Raw genomic sequence first — 18,146 nt, 5'->3', positions numbered from 1 at the left:
CTATTTAACCTACATTGTAGGTGAATAGCCCCATACCGTACGTTTCCCTCCTAATGACGTACGGTATGGTGGTATTCAAGCCTTAAATCATCTATCTCCCTTAACTCCATCAATGGTTGGCTCCTCCCCCCATTGATGGAGATTTTTTTTAGTCTTACTTTCAGCTTTGCTGAATTAGTAAGACTTATGCATGAGCAGCAGCTCAGGCGTTCCTCTTTATACTTTCAGCTTTGCTGAATTAGTAAGACTTATGCATGAGCAGCAGCTCAGGCGTTCCTCTTTATACTTTCAGCTTTGCTGAATTAGTAAGACTTATGCATGAGCAGCAGCTCAGGCGTTCCTCTTTATACTTTCAGCTTTGCTGAATTAGTAAGACTTATGCATGAGCAGCAGCTCAGGCGTTCCTCTTTATACTTTCAGCTTTGCTGAATTAGTAAGACTTATGCATGAGCAGCAGCTCAGGCGCTCCTCTTTATACTTTCAGCTATAGCTGAATTAGTAAGACTTATGCATGAGCAACAGCTCAGGCGTTCCTCTTTTTACTTTCAGCTATAGCTGAATTAGTAAGACTTATGCATGAGCATAAAAAAGAAGCTGGTACATAATCAATGCGTACCAACCTCATTTCATATTGACAGTAGATGATGAACTAAAAATTTAAAGCCCCACTTCCCAACTTGTTGGGTTAGTGGGGCTTATGCATGAGCGGCAGATTAGGTAATCCTTAATACCATCGTTATCGGGTTAAACGACGACATCTGTTTAATAAAATTAGATATCGTCGCTCATTCCCTTAAAACTTGAAAAGAAGAGGTAACTCATGACTTCTTTTATTTAAGCATGAATTAAACTTGCCAATTTATGCGCTTTAATCTGTTAAACTATCTACGATAATCATTTCATCATAATTAATCGCTTCACGTAATTTTAGAGCAGTAACTTCACTAATTTCCTCATCTTCAGAAAGTTCATTCAAAACACGACGCTGTTCTCTAAGTGCACCCAATTTAATTTTAGTAATTGAAGTTTCACTTTTTGGATTAAAGAAATTAGAAGGCGTTAAGTTTTCTATTCTCATTAAATAACTATCACAAATCATACCAACTTCTAATTTATTTGCTTCAGTTGTTTCCTTACCTAAACGACTGACTACACGATAATGCACTGTTCTCATAACATTAGAAATTTCTCTCAAGTTTTCAATCACTGATAATGAGGAAGCTGCATTTGTTCTCACTTTTGTTTTAATTCTACTTTTTAAGACAAACGTTTTCACTTCAACTTTAATACGTTGAATGAGAGATGATTGTTTATAAACCTGAGTACGTTCCGCATAGCGCATATAGTTATCTAGGATATTTGTTGTTATATCGCCATTAGATACCAAACTATTCAACGTATTATTTTCAACATCAAAAGCAATTTTTTGTAATCGTTCTAACTCTTTAGTATTTTCATCTTCGTTCTCAACAGTTTTAAGAAATGCTAATTTGTCATGGTATTCTTTGATAACATTTCCATATAAATAACTTGATTCTTCAGAGGATAATTTATTTAAGTGTTCTATAACTTTTTCTAAAATATACACCCGTGCTTGTTTAAAGTTCATACCGTGTTGCTTTGGTTGAACCGCATTAGGTGTCACAATAGGTAATAAAACCTGTGCAATAATTAAACTCATAATGACCATACCGGATGCGATAAATAATAAGTCATCTCTAAATACGAAAGAATGATGATCAGCCAACATATAAGGTAATGTCAAAGCAATTGCTAAAGATATTGTCCCGTGTACGCCACACAATGTCATGATAAAAGCATACATACCACGTTTCGGTGGTTTCTCAGTGACTTTCGTATTATCTTCATAATTCGTTAGTATTTTTTGGAATGGGCTAATTGGTAAATAAAAATAAGGATATAAAACAAACACCCATAAAAATCTAAATAAATAAATTGCTAAAGCAATTAAAACTGTGACTACAATTAGAAAAATAAAATTATGGGGTTCATTTTCTATAATTCTGCCAACAAGTTCCGGAACTAAAAATCCTAAAATGGAAAAAACAAAACCGTTTAATGCATAACCCAATATATTCCAAGTATGGTTATAACTCATTTGTAATCTAGTACGTGCCTGTGCAATACGGTCACGTTCAAACCCATGAACCAAGCCTGCTACTACAGCTGCAATAATGCCTGACGCATGAAACATTTCAGCAACGAGATATGTAATAAAAGGCGTCACAAGTTGTATAAACGTAAACATATTTATATTTTCTATACCTCTTCTAGAAAGTGATACTCTAAACCTAACAAGTGCCACGCCAATAATTAAACCTACAATAAATCCACCAATAGAAGATATTAAAAACTGTTCAACAGCATTCACCATTGAAAAGCCACCCGTAATCAATGCAGCTACAGCAATTTTAAAAGATATGATACCAGCAGCATCATTTAATAATGACTCACCCTCTAAAATTGTCATAGAGCCTTTAGGGAGTACTTTACCATTCGTAATTGCTTGAACAGCAACGGCATCAGTTGGACATAAGATTGCGGCTAGCGCAAACGCAGCAGCTAACGGTAACTCGGGCCAAATCCAATGCACAAATAAACCAACTACGACTACTGTGGTTACTACAAGACCTAATGCCATCATTAAAACAGGTTTGATATAACGTCTTAAATGTACACGAGAAACTTTTACACCTTCAACAAATAATAGCGGTGCTATCAGAGCAACCATAAATAATTCTGAATCAAAATGGAATTCGACGGGAACTGGGGTAATATACAGTAACATACCGAGTATAATTTGTATAAAAGCTAAAGGGATTTTAGGTAATAAAATATGAACTAAAGAACTTGCGATTACTACAGCTAAAAATATAAGTATTGTTTCAAATATTTGCATGGTTTCACCTCTTTTCAACATTTAAACTTTCATAATTGCTGAGGTTGAAACAAAAATACAATCGTTTTATTTATGAACATATTGTGTCTCAAACTCTTTCATATCTTTGTTTGTATGAACAATGATATTTATCAGATATGTACTTTTTAACATTAACACAATTACAAATATATATAATTTTATCATTTTTTTAGCAACCGCTAAAATGTATTGCACTTCAACAATGATAAAATTTTGTTATTCTACAAACACCACGATACCAATCAAATAACATCATATATAGAAATAGCGGGTTGGAAATCAAACTTAACTTTGATTTCCAACCCGCTTAGTCAAATACATAATTTCCAAATAAGTTATTTTCAAGCAAATAAATAGATGCTTAAATAACTGATTTATTTAATTTAATACATATCCTGATCTTTTTCATTCATTTTACGTCTACGCTCTTCCCGTATTTGAGCACGCTTTTTCAATTGTTCAAATGTATCATTTTCTGAAGCGCTTAATAAGATACTTGTTTGTTTAGGTGCATCACTTTTCCTGTACATATAAGCGCCCGTTCGGTATGCCGCTCTTGATATCAAGTGTCCACCTACTGGAGATGTTAAATTGATAAATACCAATGCCAAAATCATCCGAACACTTAAATAACCTTGTGAAGAAATAAAATAAATGACAACACCTACAAGTGTTAACAATACTGATAATGTTGAACTTTTCGTAGAGGCATGACTTCTTAAAAAGACATCTTGGAACTTAATCAGACCGATCGCACTAATTAAAGCGATAATACTACCCAAAAACATCATAAAAGCTGCAATTAAATTAACGATTTCGCTTGTTATTTGCATTAAAGACATGCCCCCCTTCTATAAATCTTGAAATAGAAACGGTGCTTACAAACGAAATGATCGCAATCAATAAGATAGAATCTAAGAAAGAAAAGGTACCAAAGACAACACTTAACACACCGACAGTTGACATTAATATAGCACTAGCAGTATCAAATGCAACCACCCTATCAGCTGTCGTCGGTCCTTTTACTAACCGAAACAACGTTAAGATAAGTGCTATCCCAAATAAAATAATTGAACTTGTAATAAAGAAATTTATCAGTGATTCGATCATTCTGCCACCTCCAATATGAGTCCTTCATATTGTCTTATACTTTTAAGCAGTTTCTGTTTTTCTTTTTCAGAGATATCAATTGCATGTATAAAAATCTTTTTTCTCTCTTTTGAAATTCTAATAACCGTTGAACCCGGTGTAATGATAATTAGAATAGTCAAAAATGAAACTTCCCAATCAGTTTCTAAAGTCGTTTCATACCTAACTAAACCAGGATTTAAGTCTTTCGTTTTAAATAAAATGTAGTTGATTGTTGTCATACTTGATGTAATTAACTGATATAAGTATACCGTTAAAAATTTAAATGCTACCCAAACCTTTTTCAAATAAAATTGTTGGCCAAAAAAACGATGTAGGATATAAATAACGACTAAACCAATAAGATGACCTGAGAAGAAGGTAGAAGCTTTAAATGATTCTTCATCTTGAAATAACACCCATAAAAATGCAATGACCATATTAAGTAAGACTTGTCTCATTATTTCTCCTCCTTCACTAAATGAGGATTGACCATTTTTTCATATAATCCATCATCCATGTTTAAATGGGTAGCATTGTCAGTTACTTTGAAAATCAGTGGAGCTGCCAGCCCCATACCAATAATTGCGGCTACAAGGATACCAATCAAACCTTTACGATATTTAGGAATTGGTTTGAAGTCTATATGTTCACCTTTATCAGCATTACCTAAATACATTGTGAAGAAAATTCTAAACAAGCTAAACATACCAATCAGGCTAGTTAAAATCATCAAAGTTAAGCCTATATAATTACCATTTTCAACAGCACCTTTAAAAATAAACACTTTTCCTGGGAAACCGCTAAATGGAGGAACACCGCCAATGGCCAAAATCATTACCACAAATGCCACACCGAAGAATGGTTCTTTTTTAGCTAAACCATATAAATTTTTATATTGTCGATAACCAGTAATATATACTAAGCTACCAATAATAAAGAATAGTAAAGTTTTCACAACAATGTCATTTGTAAGATAAAAAATAGCACCATTGACACCTGAAATTGTATTTGAACCTAGACCTAAAATAATAAAACCTATAGAAAGAATCACTTGATATGCCGCAATTTTTTTAATATCTCGATAAGCTAAGACACCAAATGCGCCAATCAACATCGTGATACAAGACAAGACAACCAATAGTGGATGTGTAATACCACTATAATCATCAAATAACAATGTGAAAAAACGAATCAAGGCATAAGCGCCGACTTTTGTCATTAATGCCGCAAATAATGCTGCTAATTCAGTATTTAAAACAGCATATGCTTTTGGAAGCCACATGAATAATACAAGCGCAGCTTTTGCACCAAATGCAATTAAAAATACCATTGAAATAATTACTACTGAACTTTCACCCTGCATCTCAGTTAATCTTTGCGCTACTAAAGCAAAGTTTAAGGTGCCAGTAAGTTTATATAGTAAGCCGATACCTAATAATAATAACCAAGAACCTAAAATATTAAGTACAACGTAAATAATCGCTGCACGTAATTGTTCTACTGATTGTCCTAACGTAATTAACACAAACGACGCGAGCAACATTACTTCAAACATAACATATATATTAAATAAATCTGCAGTTAAAAATGAACCAATAACGCCTACTGTTAAAAACAGAATAAAACTCGGTAAGTAATAGCGAATTGCTCTTTTTTCTCTGCTACCAAAACCATACGCCATAATTAACGTAACGACAAAACTAGATGTCGTGACCATGAGTAAACTCAATGAGTCACCAACAAATTGAATACCATAAGGCGCTTTCCAACCACCAAAATCTAAAGCAATTGGCTTATGTTGCATAACGTAAATCAACAACAATAAAGATATGATTGTCGTAATAGACATTGTGCCGATTGAAAAAATTCTTGATAATCTGCTATGTGTACGGATAAATACGAGTACAAGTGCACAAATTGCTGGAAGAAGTAATGGCAGAATTAACAAATTACTCATCATTATCGTCATCACCTCTTAACACATCAATTTCATCTTCTTTAGTTACTCGATACGTTCTATATACGAGTACAAGTAAAAATGCAGTCATAGCAAAACCTATCACAATAGCAGTCAATACAATAGCTTGCAATAACGGATCTACGAAGTTTTTACTCCCTTCACCAATAAGCGGTTCTACCATATTCTTACCATAGCGTCCCATGCTCATGATAATTAAATTTCCTGCGTGTGTATAAATTGAAATACCTATGACGATACGGATTAAATTGACTGATAATATCATATACGTTCCTATAAATATTAAAAAGCCAATCACCATTAACAATATCAAATTCATGAGCGACCACCACTTATGGATAGCATCACTGTTACAACAACGCCTACGACCGCTAATACAATACCCGCTTCAAAAAGTGTCACAGTCGTTAAATGTACTTCACCTAATATCGGCAATTGGACATATGCATCGGTTTGGTAAAGGAACGGTTTACCAAAAAACATTGGTATCACAGCAGTAGCAAATGATACTAATGAACCGATAATCATTAATATCCTAAAATCAAGTGGTAAGGCGACTAATACTTGTTTAACGTCGAAGGCCAAGAACATAAGTAAAAATGCAGAACTGAATACAAGTCCACCGATAAATCCACCACCAGGATTATTATGTCCTGCTAAAAATAAGTAGAACCCGAACGTTAACAATATAAATACAACAATTTTAGTAATTGTTCGTAAGACTACATCATTCTCTTTCATCTTGACCCCTCCGTTCCTTAAAGTTAAGTAATGTATAGATACCCAATCCAGCGATGATTAATACCATACCTTCAAATAAAGTATCCATAGCACGAAAATCACCAAGAATCGCATTTACAATATTTTTACCGCCTGCCAGTTTATATGCATCATGATAAAAAGTTGAAATCGTTGGCATCGTTTCACCCTGTTGTGCAATGAAGACAAGCGTGACTACAGTAACTGCCATCATCAATGAAACGATAATTTTAACAGCTTCTCGTTTCTTATGAACTTTTGAGCGTGGTACGTTTGGTAAGCGTGAAAAACTAACAATAAACAATATTGTAGTTATTGTTTCTACCACTAATTGTGTCAATGCTAAGTCTGGTGCTTTCATTAAAATGAAGAATATCGTTACACAATAACCAATAATACCGTTTAATATTACCATCGTTAAACGTTGACGAATAAACGTTAAAGCAATACCTAAAATAAAAACAACAATTAACGTGATGATTTCTAACGGCCCGAATTCACTGACATGTATCTGTTTAACGTCAGGAAAACCAGCTTGGATGATGCCATAAACAACAACTATAATGAAAACAGCTAACGTTAATATAATATAATGATTCAAACGGTTATTCATCAATGTACGAATACTGTACCCTGAATAATTTTCAAATTGCTTATATGAGTCTAAATACACATCTGTTATAGATTTGACTCTAATTTTTTCAGATTGTTTTTTCCAATCAATTTTAAGCGCCGCTATAAAACCTACAACAATAACAATAAAACTTAACAATAGCGGTAAATTAAATCCGTGCCATTGTGAAATATGCGGTGCAATAGCATCTACTTTTTCTCCAATTGTGATACTTCGTAATGCCGGTAAAATAATATGATGTCCAAATAAATTTGGCACAAAAAACACTATCGGCAACAAAATCATCATAATTGCAGAAGGTAGCGTAAATAGAAATGGTTCATGAGGATTTTGTACTGGAGAATCATTATGTTTAATGTCTCCCCAAAAAGCTTCCTTAATCATGTAAACTGCATAAATGAGCGTGAAAATACTAGCAACCACGCCTATTACTGCAATAATAATTGTTAAAATGATATTAAATTGTGGTAATTGATATGAACTTACTAAACCATCAAAAAACATTTCTTTACTTAAAAAACCATTAAGAAATGGAATACCAGCCATAGATAAAGCTGAAAGTAACATAACTACATGCGTAATTGGCAGTACTTTTCTTAATCCAGATAATCGACGTATATCCCTTGTACCAGTTTCATGATCAATGATGCCGACACCCATAAACAAGGCACCTTTGAATAATGCGTGATTCATTAAATGGAAAAGTCCAGCGAAGAGAATAAGGCTATATACTTTAGACAGTTCACCTGTCGTATGTTGTGCAAAGCCACCACCGAGACCGACCATAGAAACAATCATACCTAGTTGACTGATTGTAGAATAAGCTAAAATACCTTTTAAATCATATTGTCGCGTAGCATTAACTGCCCCAAAAATCATCGTTATCAAACCAACAAAAGTAACACAATAAATATAAAAGTCACTTAGCCCTAAAACAGGTGTGAATCTAAATAGTAAAAATATACCTGCTTTTACCATTGTGGCAGAGTGTAGATAAGCACTCACGGGTGTCGGTGCTTCCATAGCTTTTGGCAACCAAATATGGAAAGGGAATTGTGCTGATTTCGTAAATGCACCTAAAAGCAACAAGATAATAATCGGTATAAACAACTGACTATCCGCTATTTTATCACTTTGTGCGATTATCGATGTAATAGAATTTGTACCCGTAACAATATAAATCATGATAAAACCTGTTAATAGTGCAAGACCACCAAAAACTGTAATCATAAATGATTGGATAGCGCCAAATTGACTTGCACCTTTCCCGTACCAATAGGCAATGAGTAAGAAAGATGATACACTCGTCAATTCCCAAAATACATACATCAAAATTGTATTATTTGCTGTAACAATACCCAGCATGCTGAACATAAATAACAAGATATATATATAAAAACGTGGTAAATGATCATGTTCTTTTGATAAGTATTGTGTAGCATAATAAAATACTGCTAGACCAATGAGTGATATTAACAAACTAAAAAATAAACTTAATCCATCTAATCTAAAATCTATATTAATATCCAATAATGTAAGCCAAGGGATTTTAATTGCTACAAATTGCCCTTTCATTACTTGTGGCACTTGCCATAGGAAGTAAACAGAAGAAATGATCGGAGCTATTAAAGCGATAGGCCCAGCAAATTTATGAAAACTTCGTTTCGTCATTGTGAGCAAAAGTACCATCATAATTAAAACAATAGCACTCATTAAATAAACTAAACTCATCCTATACCCCCTTTAACTATAATTTACAAATTTAAAGCAATCGTTGTTTTGCTAGCTTTTGTAGAAATACCTATAAACTTCATCGTTTCAAAAGTTGTTTGATGTCCTAAGTACTTTTGAATAATCGATATTGAAATACCCGATTGATAAGCATGATATGCAAATGTTTTACGCAACGTCGTCAAACCAATATGTAACATCCCTAAATCTTCTGCAGCAAGATGAATAATACGATAAGCTTGCTGTCGAGATAGACCTTTCAATGTCCTATTAGACTGAAATAATAACTCATCATTCTTCAATTGTTGTTCTGATATATATGTCATTAATTCATTTCTCAAAGTTTCTGGTAACCTAATTTGAATTTTAGGTGCATGCATCTCTACCCAATAGTGTTTGATATCATCGTCCTCTATTTTTACATCACTTACATTTAAATTTAATAATGAGGAAAGTTTCACACCAGTATGTATTGCAAACTTAAACAATAGATAATCACGCATGGATTTGGCTTTTAAAACCTCATACATCGCTTTTATCTCACTAGTATTCCTAATAGGATCTACTTGATTCATAAATTCACCTCTGAATTAATTAATGTTGCATATTTAATGATATAGCATGTTTTTGTCACATGAAAGTATTTTGTCTAATTTTTTCAAATTTTTTTAACCTATTTAAACTTAAACAACGATATATATAGTGAAAGGAGGTTGGACAAATGAATCAAATCAGTCACTTAGCCGTCACTATGTCGCGTCTAACATATGACAAAGATGGAAAAGCCACACAGTTTAAACGTCACTTCGCAAATCTGAATACGCAAGCAACAACTGAACAAATTAAAAGTTTTAAATCTATTATCGAACAAATCACTGGCGAAAAATTTGAAACAGTAGAAATCATCAAAACTGAAACAGTTAATTAAGGAGGTTAAACACTATGAGTCAAACGTTAGAACTTATATTCAATGATGCTGTTAACAAAGACATTAAATTACAATTACCCAAAATAGAGCATTTCATCAATGAAAGTACGGTTAAAGATGGGATGAATAAATTAATTGCTCTAGATATCTTACGCCCCAAGGCGGGAATCCCTACAACAGTACGCGCTGCACAAATCATAGATAAATCTACAAAATTAATTTTTGAAAACTAAATCAATTATTTTTGAAACATATACAATTTTCTAGTGAAGTAGAATAGTCACAAAAAGTTGATGAAAGCAAATTACACAAGCAATAACAGCAGCCCTATGTATCTATACATGAGGCTGCTCGTTTGTTTTAAATAAAAAAAGTGACAAAACAACGAATCAAATTGTATTCGCTGTTTGCCACATATACTATATTATCGATGATTCCTTTTGTTTCTAAGCGGTCTTAGCCTAACAGTATCACCGAAAAAAATTTTACTTTTCCCTAATTTTTTACACATTGCGTACTGACCAAAAACTTCTGTCACTTGAGCAAGATTTTTATATGATTTTCTAGGATTTAATACTTCAATAAATTGTTCTTTTTGAATACCTTCATTACTTCCCGCACCTATAAAAAAAGTCTCTTCATCTAATAAGCGTATGATTGAAAGTTGTTTCAATGTAAATTGTCACCACTTCTATATATTTTTAAACCATCAAAAATTCATCTTACTAATTTTTATAGGTCTTGATGTTTAATTTCAATTTAATAATTTTCTTTTTATTATAACATCAACATAAGCATTTTATTATATTTCATTAATTGTGTACATTATTTTATACTTTTCTTCTCTTCGATAAATAGAAATGAGCATAGGAAAATCCACACCTTTCCTATATAATATAATTATCTTAAGAGAAAGCGTGATTTAATGATTTTTTTATATTTAGTGGGAATTGTAGCTGGGATGGTTGTTCCTTTTCAAACTTCGATTAATTCAAGATTAAGTCTTTATACGAAATCTTCATTCTATGCATCTACAATTTCTTTTGCTACTGGAACCATCTTTTTAATCTTAATCAATTTAGTAACCAATCCACATGTCTTTACTACTGACTTTTACACTGATCAGTCATTGAGTTATATATGGTTTGTCGGCGGTATATTAGGCGTTATTTTTCTTACAGGAAATTTATTATTGTTGCCAAGATTAGGTGCCTCTTTAACCGTCGTAATGACAGTTGCTGGTCAAATTATTATGGGCGTTACAATTGATACTTTTGGTTGGTTTGGCGCAGATGTTGAACCTTTTACTATTTTTAAAGTACTTGGCATTCTCTTTTTAATGCTCGGAATTATACTTATGAATTATGTACGTAGCAACCCGAAAGATAAAAACATGAATACGCAAATATACATTTGGTTGATTATCGGTTTCATATTCGGTTTTTGTCCACCAATACAGACCGCAATTAACAGCGCATTAGGTCAACAGTTACATTCATCGATTTTAGCATCTTTAATTTCATTTGCGATTGGTACCATAACATTATTCATTTTGACTTTGGTCTTTAATAGAACGCTTAAAATGACGGCGTACAATCAACACAAAGGTAAATTAAAACCTATTTATTTCATTGGTGGTGTTCTTGGTGTGATTTTTGTCACTACTAATATTATATTGATGCCACATCTCGGTGCTGCCTTAACAACAATTATTGTGATGTTAGGTCAGATGTTAATGGGCATAATTATTGATCACTTTGGATTATTAGGCACATATGTGAATAAAATTACGAAACGAAAAGTCGTAGGAATCATCGCCATGATGATTGGCATAGTACTTTTAAGATTATTTTAAGTCATAACAGCTTAAGATGAAGGATAGTAGTTATTTTAGTTTAAAATGATTATGTCGTGCTACCTGCAATAATAGCAATGGTTCGGTGAACTTAATAATGAGAGGCTAAAACAATTAATTTGTTGTAGCCTCTTTTTTCTGTGGCGCAATCATTATAAACGCAGTATAATCAGTACAATAATACATCTAGAGGTGACCAATCTTTGAAACGTATCTTTATCATATTAGCCACATTATTAACCCTTTTTAGCACAATCGCCCTGTCCCTATGGTTTTATTTAAAATCACAAAGTAGTAACTTTGAAAAACAAATTGAAACAATAAAAGTGACTTATAAAAAACCACCACTTCTTATCGGAAGACAAGAACCTTCTCAGTTAGTATCAATCAATTATAATCCTTCTCAAGGTACCGTCCACGACTGGTTCGTGAAAACCGAATCAAAAGTAGTGCAAAACCAACCACTTTTTGAGTATTATAACCCTCACATTGAACAACTCATCACACAAAAACAAAAACTATTAGCTCAACTCACTAAGACGAGTAAACCTACTTCAACAGAACTTATTAACTTAAAAACTGAAATTGCCCACTTACAATCTAAATTGCGCACTACAATTTTTTCGCCGATTTCTGGCACCATTATTATAAATCCATCGCGCATGTTTACACAAAATCTTCCCTTTATTCAAATCTATGATCCTAAGCCTGTCATAAGAGCAGAAATTTCTGAGACAGAAAAAAATGTCTTACATATCAAAGACAAAGTAAAGATAACAAGTGATTTTACAAATAATAGTTTTGGTACAATTACACATATTGCTAAACTTCCAATCAATCAAAAGAATTTATCTAAACCATCTAAATATTCGCTTGAAATTTCACCAAATTCTGACCAGTTTTTTGGTAAACATGTAAAAATCGAAAAATCAACTACACAGATAGAAATACCACGTACTGCAATAGGTAATGGACAATTTGTTTATTTACTAAACAATAAAAAATTTATTAAAAGAGTTATTAAATCAGAAAAATCGGGTAATAAAAAAACTACGCTTATCATTGAAGGTTTAAAACCTGGAGATATCATAGCTAAAAATGTTGATACTGTGCGGCCCAAAAATTAGATGTACACAGTATAAACACATTAAATCTTTAAAATATAATTTGTTTTTTACAGTTTTTATCAAATAGTGGTAAATTGTAAATGTATAGCAATTATTATAATTAAATGATTGGTATTTAAATAATTGAATTAATAAATTTAAACATTACCGTACCGTTTAATCAGTTTTTTGTTTACTTGCTATTTTAATTTAGTTATAATAAACTAAATAATGCTAGTTTTAATATATTTTATCCAAATATATTAGAGCTGTAAATTATGACAAAAACTTTGTATTCAACTTTGAATTAAGACAAATTATTATACAAAAACATTTTTAATATGTATATTAGATTGGGCATATAAATTAGGGAGGAATTAAGAATGGCTATCACCAAAATTAACGATTGTTTTGAACTATTAGCAATGGTAACGTACGCTGATAAATTAAAAAGTATTATCAAAAAAGAGTTTTCAGTAAGTTTCGAAGAATTCGCTGTATTAACATATATTAGTGAACACGAAAGTGAAGAATATTATCTAAAAGATATTATTAACCACTTAAATTATAAACAACCTCAAGTTGTTAAAGCAGTTAAAAATTTATCTCAAGAAGATTATTTTGATAAGAAACGTAATGAACATGATGAAAGAACAGTTTTAATATTAGTTGATTCTAAACAACGCAAAAAAATCAATGAATTATTATCACGTGTTAATAAGCGTATTCAAGAAGCAAATGACGAAAAAGAAGTATAACTAACTTTAGCTTCCCACATATCATACCTATCAACACCAAAAACCACTTCGCTGAACGAATTCAGTGAAGTGGTTTTATATATGTTTTGAAAAATTTTTAATGTTTCATCCTACCTGATTTGTGCACTTTTATGTTATTGAATGTATTAGACTTTTTAACGCTAAATATTTATTGTTTGAAATCAAAAAATAAACATCGCATTGCTTCATCAATATCAGCGTTCTGAATATTCATTTGTTTTTACAAACGCTAAAAATACCTCTAGAAAGTGAATGGGTTCTTCTATATGAGGTGCATGTCCTGACTGGTTAAATTCAACCATTTCTAAATTGTGAAACACTTGATCGTATTTGCGTTTCATTTCTTGAGTGATCAATGGATCATAAATTCCATTTACAATTAATGTGGGAATATTGGTTTGTTCAAGTACAATATTTTGATTAAATACAGGGAATTCCATTAATGCTCTTGTTGCTACTGCACTTTCTTCAGCTGACTGTCTATTATAAATCAACTGGGACTGAAACCATTTTTTAGCTTTTTCTTGATCTTTATACATATAAGGTAATAATAAGATTAAAGATTCAGATTTATCAAAGCCTTCTATTTCATCTTCATGTTCAATCATTAATTTATTTAACTCTAATACACTATCAATAAGATTACATGCAATTAACGTTAATGATTCAACCTTGGATTCATATTTATCGACAAAATGTTTAGCAATCAGTCCACCCATATCATGACCTACTAAATGGGCTTTTTCAATATTTAGCTGTTTCATTAATAATTTCAAATCTTCTACGTGGTCTTTTAAATGATATGCATTCGATTTTGATGATTTACCATGTCCTCTAACATCATAAGTAATAACATCATAATTTTCTTTTAATTCATCTTTCAAAGTACATAGGGAAGCTAGATTACCATCTAAACCATGAATTAAAATTACAGGAAAGCCTAGACCCTCACGGATGTATGCCAATTCAGTGTTACAACTAATCTGTACTTTTTCCATTGTGGGCCACCTCCTTATATGATTTATATACCCTCGTTTTATAACGCATATGCTCAATTTCAAATATTTAACGGCAATCTTTAGCTTCACTCTGACCTTATAATCTCGCCTTTTAAAACTAAAAAATACTCAACTCACAATTAATGTTTTTGACACATTAAATGCAAGTTGAGTATATACAACTGATTACACAATAATATCAGAAACCCATAAAGTAACTTTAATTTCTGGAAGATATTCTAATTGTGTAATAAATGATAACAATTAATAACAATACCCAAATGACAATAGACGCAATTTGTGTAATCACAGGATTACTAATCATCGCATCTATTGTTTTTTGACAAAACAACAACCCAATACCAGTAAACTCTAATCTTTTAAAATAGATGCCAGAAATACTAAATATGATACCTACAAAAAAGATAAATTGATGTGCATATAATGATACAGCGACAATGCCTAAATTAAACCCAAAAGCGTGTGCAAATACTAAGATAAGCGCTGCTGCTGCAACACTCAGCCCTATCACTCTTTCAAATTTATTACTATAGAGATAATTTTTCCAATCAATTCTCAAATAAATGAAGATTGAAATCGGTAAAATAATTAAACAATAAAAAATTGATAATCCAGTCGCTGCTTGGAACGGTACATACTGTTTATCATATAGATAGGATAATAAAATAAAATTGATAATAAAAAATACAATTGGGTTTAATTGTAAAGTAAATAAATTGCGTTGAATCGTTAAAATTATTTCAGCTGGTGATTTCTTTCTGTATTCGATATAATCCAAATCTTGTGCTTCTGATTTCTTTAACTCTTTTTTTAATTTTCCTTTAATATCATCGATAAGATTGGGAGAAAGACCTTTATGAGTGAAATAATCATTGATATTTTCTATTAATACTTTGTCATTAACTCTCATGATAGGCTCCTTTTTGTTAAATAAGTGCTTTATTCATTAATAAAATTAGACTTTCGCTTATTGTAACAATAAAATAACCGACAAGTATATAGCTTTAAACTTGTCGGTTTTGATTCATTTTAATAATTACAAGTGAAGATTATTTACTAATATCAATTCGATAAAGTTTAATATTTTTATCATTAGGTGATGGCGAACTAAATTGATAAGATACTTGATTATCTTGAACATATCCAAAGTTGCCTGTTACTTTATTATAATGTTCACGTGCAACTGCTTGGTTGCTTACAGCATTTTTCACTTCTTTATATGATGGTCCATTTGTATCGTTGTAACTCATTGATACACGTGTGATTTTACCATTATTTTTCTTACCATCTGCAGTTACCACTAGCACACCATTATCTTTTTTAAATTCATAATAATGTTCTGTGCCATCAGGTTTATATGAATAAATTGGTTTTTTATTATTTTTTAATACTGATTGAATAGAACTTCCTAATTTTGCACCTTCTAATGATCGATCTCCATGTTGCAATTCATTAACACTTTGGATAGAGTTCCCTGATGCTGCTTCAACATTTCCTGCCGAAATACCAGAAAATGCCAAACCTGTAACTAAAACTGCTGCACATAATTTTTTCATAAGCACTCTCTCCTTTATATTTAACTTACCTTCATTGTGCTTATTCACATTGTACTATAAATATTACTAAAATAACAGTGATGTTACAAAAAGATTACAAAAAAGTGTATTGCTGTAATCTTTTCTAGGCATCTATCAAAGCTGAATAATTTAAGATGCTAATTGAAGATGTTGTTCTATAAACTTTCTTACTTCATTGATAAATTTATCTTTTTCTTCTACGAATGGATATAATCCTGATTCTTCAAAAACTTCAAATTGGGTATTTCCGATATAATCCGCAACTTCTTTTGCTTCGAATACTGTAGTTCTTTCTCCATGCTGTCCAACAATAATTAATGTAGGTAAATCTAAAGCTTTTAAATAATGCATGACATTATTGTCAATAAATGATTGTTTTACCGCTTCTATTTCTGCTTTCGTAGACATGTTGTTCGTATTTTCAATTTGCTTTAAGAATTTTTTAGCTTTTCTTTTGGAATAATATAATTGTTTATCCAGGAATTTTTGTTGTGTCTCATCATCCCAATTTCTAATTTTATCTGAATACTTTCTATATAATCGCTCTTCAGGCGTGATGTCATTCAATAGTGTAGGATTCACCATCGTTAATGATGACACTAATTCTGGGTATTGTGTAGCAAATAATGCGGCAATAGAACCACCTAATTCGTGAGCTATGATAGAGCATTCATTAATATATAAATAATCTAATAATTCCTTAATATCTTTCGCATATATTCTAAATTTGATGTCATTCGGTTTGTCAGAATAGCCATGTCCTCTTAGATCAATGAGCACTACCTGATATGCTTTATTAAATTTAGTTTCTAAATCATTAAATACTGAAAAGTTATCAAAAGCAGTATGAATCATGACTATTGCTTTACCTTCACCACTCGTCTTGTAATTTAAAGCAACACCATCACTTGTTGTAAATAGGTTCATCATTTATCTCCCTTTCTTATTAATTGATAAAATGGAAAGTAATTCTTCCGTAGTTTTAATCGTAAAATCTACTTCTTCTGGTAAAGGTGTTAGATCATTTTCATTATCTTCATTAAACCAAACACTAATCATACCCATGGCCCTTGCAGGTGCTACATCATTGAGTGGATCATCACCAACATATATTGTTTCTTCAGGTTTGGTACCTAATTGCGACAACATATCTTCAAAAATTTTAGGATGGGGCTTGCGGTAACCTACAGTTTCAGATGTAGATAAATAATTGATACTATCTTCGATACCTAAAGCGTGCAGACGAAATTGTTTGATTTTTGACTTACCATTTGCAATCACACCAGTCAAATAACCATTCTCTGTTAATTTTTCTAAAGTATACTGTGTATCATAATATGGAAATACATATCTGTAAAAATGCATTTCAAAATCACTAAACAAATCTTTCCAAGTTAGTCGATCTACATGAAAATCTTTAATGAGCGCCTTATATAATTCAGGTTTATCGTGATCTTCATCATCATCTAGTGCTATAAATTTACGTTTGAAGTCTTCCAATTGTATGCGTACAAAATAGTCATGAAACCTTTCAAACTGCTCTTCTATAAATTTTTCTCGAGATTTCTTTCTGTCTAATAATGTCCCTTCTAAATCAAATACAATCGCTTTTACCTGAGTTAAATCCATAATCATAACCTCTTCAATCTTAGGTTTACCTTTTACTTAACCTTAATTAATAAATATCATTATATCGTATAAACCATCT

The 18,146-nt window shown here is 31.7% G+C and carries 20 protein-coding genes; 5 read left to right on the top strand and 15 right to left on the bottom strand.

All coding sequences use genetic code 11. The features are described from left to right. Positions 1–868: 868 nt before the first annotated feature. The 9 genes from MUA21_RS01820 to MUA21_RS01780 form a co-directional block, all read right to left on the bottom strand. Positions 869–2,920, bottom strand: coding sequence for a cation:proton antiporter (locus tag MUA21_RS01820; RefSeq protein WP_262561693.1), 2,052 nt, complete (start codon positions 2,918–2,920; stop codon positions 869–871). 404 nt (positions 2,921–3,324) lie between these two features. Further along, complete coding sequence (locus MUA21_RS01815) at positions 3,325–3,774, bottom strand: Na+/H+ antiporter subunit G (RefSeq protein ID WP_046207310.1); 450 nt, start codon at positions 3,772–3,774, stop codon at positions 3,325–3,327. After that, on the bottom strand, positions 3,749–4,051 hold the full coding sequence (gene mnhF2, locus MUA21_RS01810) for a Na+/H+ antiporter Mnh2 subunit F (protein WP_046207309.1): 303 nt from the start codon (positions 4,049–4,051) through the stop codon (positions 3,749–3,751). The genes MUA21_RS01815 and mnhF2 overlap by 26 nt, the downstream gene beginning before the upstream one ends. Beyond that, positions 4,048–4,530 (bottom strand): Na+/H+ antiporter Mnh2 subunit E, encoded by a 483-nt coding sequence (gene mnhE2, locus MUA21_RS01805; protein WP_262561692.1) that lies wholly within the window; start codon positions 4,528–4,530, stop codon positions 4,048–4,050. The genes mnhF2 and mnhE2 overlap by 4 nt, the downstream gene beginning before the upstream one ends. Next, positions 4,530–6,032 carry a Na+/H+ antiporter Mnh2 subunit D gene (gene mnhD2, locus MUA21_RS01800; protein WP_107525588.1) on the bottom strand — a complete coding sequence of 501 codons (1,503 nt, stop codon included), beginning with the start codon at positions 6,030–6,032 and terminating at the stop codon, positions 4,530–4,532. The genes mnhE2 and mnhD2 overlap by 1 nt, the downstream gene beginning before the upstream one ends. Beyond that, positions 6,022–6,369, bottom strand: coding sequence for a Na+/H+ antiporter Mnh2 subunit C (gene mnhC2, locus MUA21_RS01795; protein ID WP_019468411.1), 348 nt, complete (start codon positions 6,367–6,369; stop codon positions 6,022–6,024). The genes mnhD2 and mnhC2 overlap by 11 nt, the downstream gene beginning before the upstream one ends. After that, entirely contained in the window at positions 6,366–6,791 is a 426-nt protein-coding gene (mnhB2, locus tag MUA21_RS01790; protein ID WP_019468412.1) for a Na+/H+ antiporter Mnh2 subunit B, read from the bottom strand. The genes mnhC2 and mnhB2 overlap by 4 nt, the downstream gene beginning before the upstream one ends. Next, on the bottom strand, positions 6,778–9,174 hold the full coding sequence (locus MUA21_RS01785) for a DUF4040 family protein (protein ID WP_262561690.1): 2,397 nt from the start codon (positions 9,172–9,174) through the stop codon (positions 6,778–6,780). The genes mnhB2 and MUA21_RS01785 overlap by 14 nt, the downstream gene beginning before the upstream one ends. A 23-nt stretch (positions 9,175–9,197) precedes the next feature. Then, a complete protein-coding gene (locus MUA21_RS01780) occupies positions 9,198–9,749 on the bottom strand; it encodes a tyrosine-type recombinase/integrase (protein WP_073343373.1) in 552 nt (183 codons plus the stop codon). Positions 9,750–9,895: 146 nt separating this feature from the next. Here MUA21_RS01780 and sroA point away from each other — a divergent pair, with 146 nt between their 5' ends. Together sroA and MUA21_RS01770 are read left to right on the top strand one after the other, a co-directional pair. Then, positions 9,896–10,102, top strand: a complete 207-nt coding sequence (gene sroA / locus MUA21_RS01775; RefSeq protein ID WP_070038970.1) for a sigS mRNA-stabilizing protein SroA — start codon at positions 9,896–9,898, stop codon at positions 10,100–10,102. Between the two features lie 14 nt (positions 10,103–10,116). Then, positions 10,117–10,335 (top strand): DUF2922 domain-containing protein, encoded by a 219-nt coding sequence (locus MUA21_RS01770; RefSeq protein ID WP_070038966.1) that lies wholly within the window; start codon positions 10,117–10,119, stop codon positions 10,333–10,335. A 191-nt stretch (positions 10,336–10,526) separates the two neighbouring features. On the opposite strand, the gene MUA21_RS01765 is transcribed toward MUA21_RS01770, so the two are convergent. Beyond that, on the bottom strand, positions 10,527–10,775 hold the full coding sequence (locus MUA21_RS01765; RefSeq protein WP_073343377.1) for a hypothetical protein: 249 nt from the start codon (positions 10,773–10,775) through the stop codon (positions 10,527–10,529). A 252-nt stretch (positions 10,776–11,027) separates the two neighbouring features. On the opposite strand from MUA21_RS01765, the gene MUA21_RS01760 reads away from it, so the two are divergent. The 3 genes from MUA21_RS01760 to sarA all read left to right on the top strand — a co-directional run bounded on the left by MUA21_RS01760 (position 11,028) and on the right by sarA (position 13,821). After that, positions 11,028–11,957 carry a DMT family transporter gene (locus tag MUA21_RS01760; RefSeq protein WP_070657583.1) on the top strand — a complete coding sequence of 310 codons (930 nt, stop codon included), beginning with the start codon at positions 11,028–11,030 and terminating at the stop codon, positions 11,955–11,957. Positions 11,958–12,160: 203 nt separating this feature from the next. Then, on the top strand, positions 12,161–13,084 hold the full coding sequence (locus tag MUA21_RS01755; RefSeq protein WP_262561689.1) for an efflux RND transporter periplasmic adaptor subunit: 924 nt from the start codon (positions 12,161–12,163) through the stop codon (positions 13,082–13,084). A gap of 362 nt (positions 13,085–13,446) precedes the next feature. Continuing rightward, a complete protein-coding gene (sarA, locus tag MUA21_RS01750; protein WP_019468421.1) occupies positions 13,447–13,821 on the top strand; it encodes a global transcriptional regulator SarA in 375 nt (124 codons plus the stop codon). 215 nt (positions 13,822–14,036) lie between these two features. Here sarA and MUA21_RS01745 read toward each other — a convergent pair whose 3' ends face one another. The 5 genes from MUA21_RS01745 to MUA21_RS01725 form a co-directional block, all read right to left on the bottom strand. Next, positions 14,037–14,840: an alpha/beta fold hydrolase gene (locus MUA21_RS01745; RefSeq protein ID WP_046207300.1), complete on the bottom strand. Its 804-nt coding sequence runs from the start codon at positions 14,838–14,840 to the stop codon at positions 14,037–14,039. Between the two features lie 220 nt (positions 14,841–15,060). Continuing rightward, positions 15,061–15,771 carry a hypothetical protein gene (locus tag MUA21_RS01740; protein ID WP_046207299.1) on the bottom strand — a complete coding sequence of 237 codons (711 nt, stop codon included), beginning with the start codon at positions 15,769–15,771 and terminating at the stop codon, positions 15,061–15,063. A 139-nt stretch (positions 15,772–15,910) separates the two neighbouring features. Continuing rightward, positions 15,911–16,417 (bottom strand): SA0570 family protein, encoded by a 507-nt coding sequence (locus MUA21_RS01735; protein ID WP_046207298.1) that lies wholly within the window; start codon positions 16,415–16,417, stop codon positions 15,911–15,913. Positions 16,418–16,567: 150 nt separating this feature from the next. Further along, positions 16,568–17,365, bottom strand: coding sequence for an alpha/beta fold hydrolase (locus tag MUA21_RS01730; protein ID WP_262561688.1), 798 nt, complete (start codon positions 17,363–17,365; stop codon positions 16,568–16,570). 3 nt (positions 17,366–17,368) lie between these two features. Next, entirely contained in the window at positions 17,369–18,067 is a 699-nt protein-coding gene (locus tag MUA21_RS01725) for an HAD family hydrolase (protein ID WP_046207296.1), read from the bottom strand. Positions 18,068–18,146: the final 79 nt, after the last annotated feature.

Source organism: Staphylococcus ureilyticus (assembly GCF_025558845.1).
Classification (GTDB): Bacteria; Bacillota; Bacilli; order Staphylococcales; family Staphylococcaceae; genus Staphylococcus; species Staphylococcus ureilyticus.
This window is presented reverse-complemented; position numbering and strand designations above follow the sequence as displayed.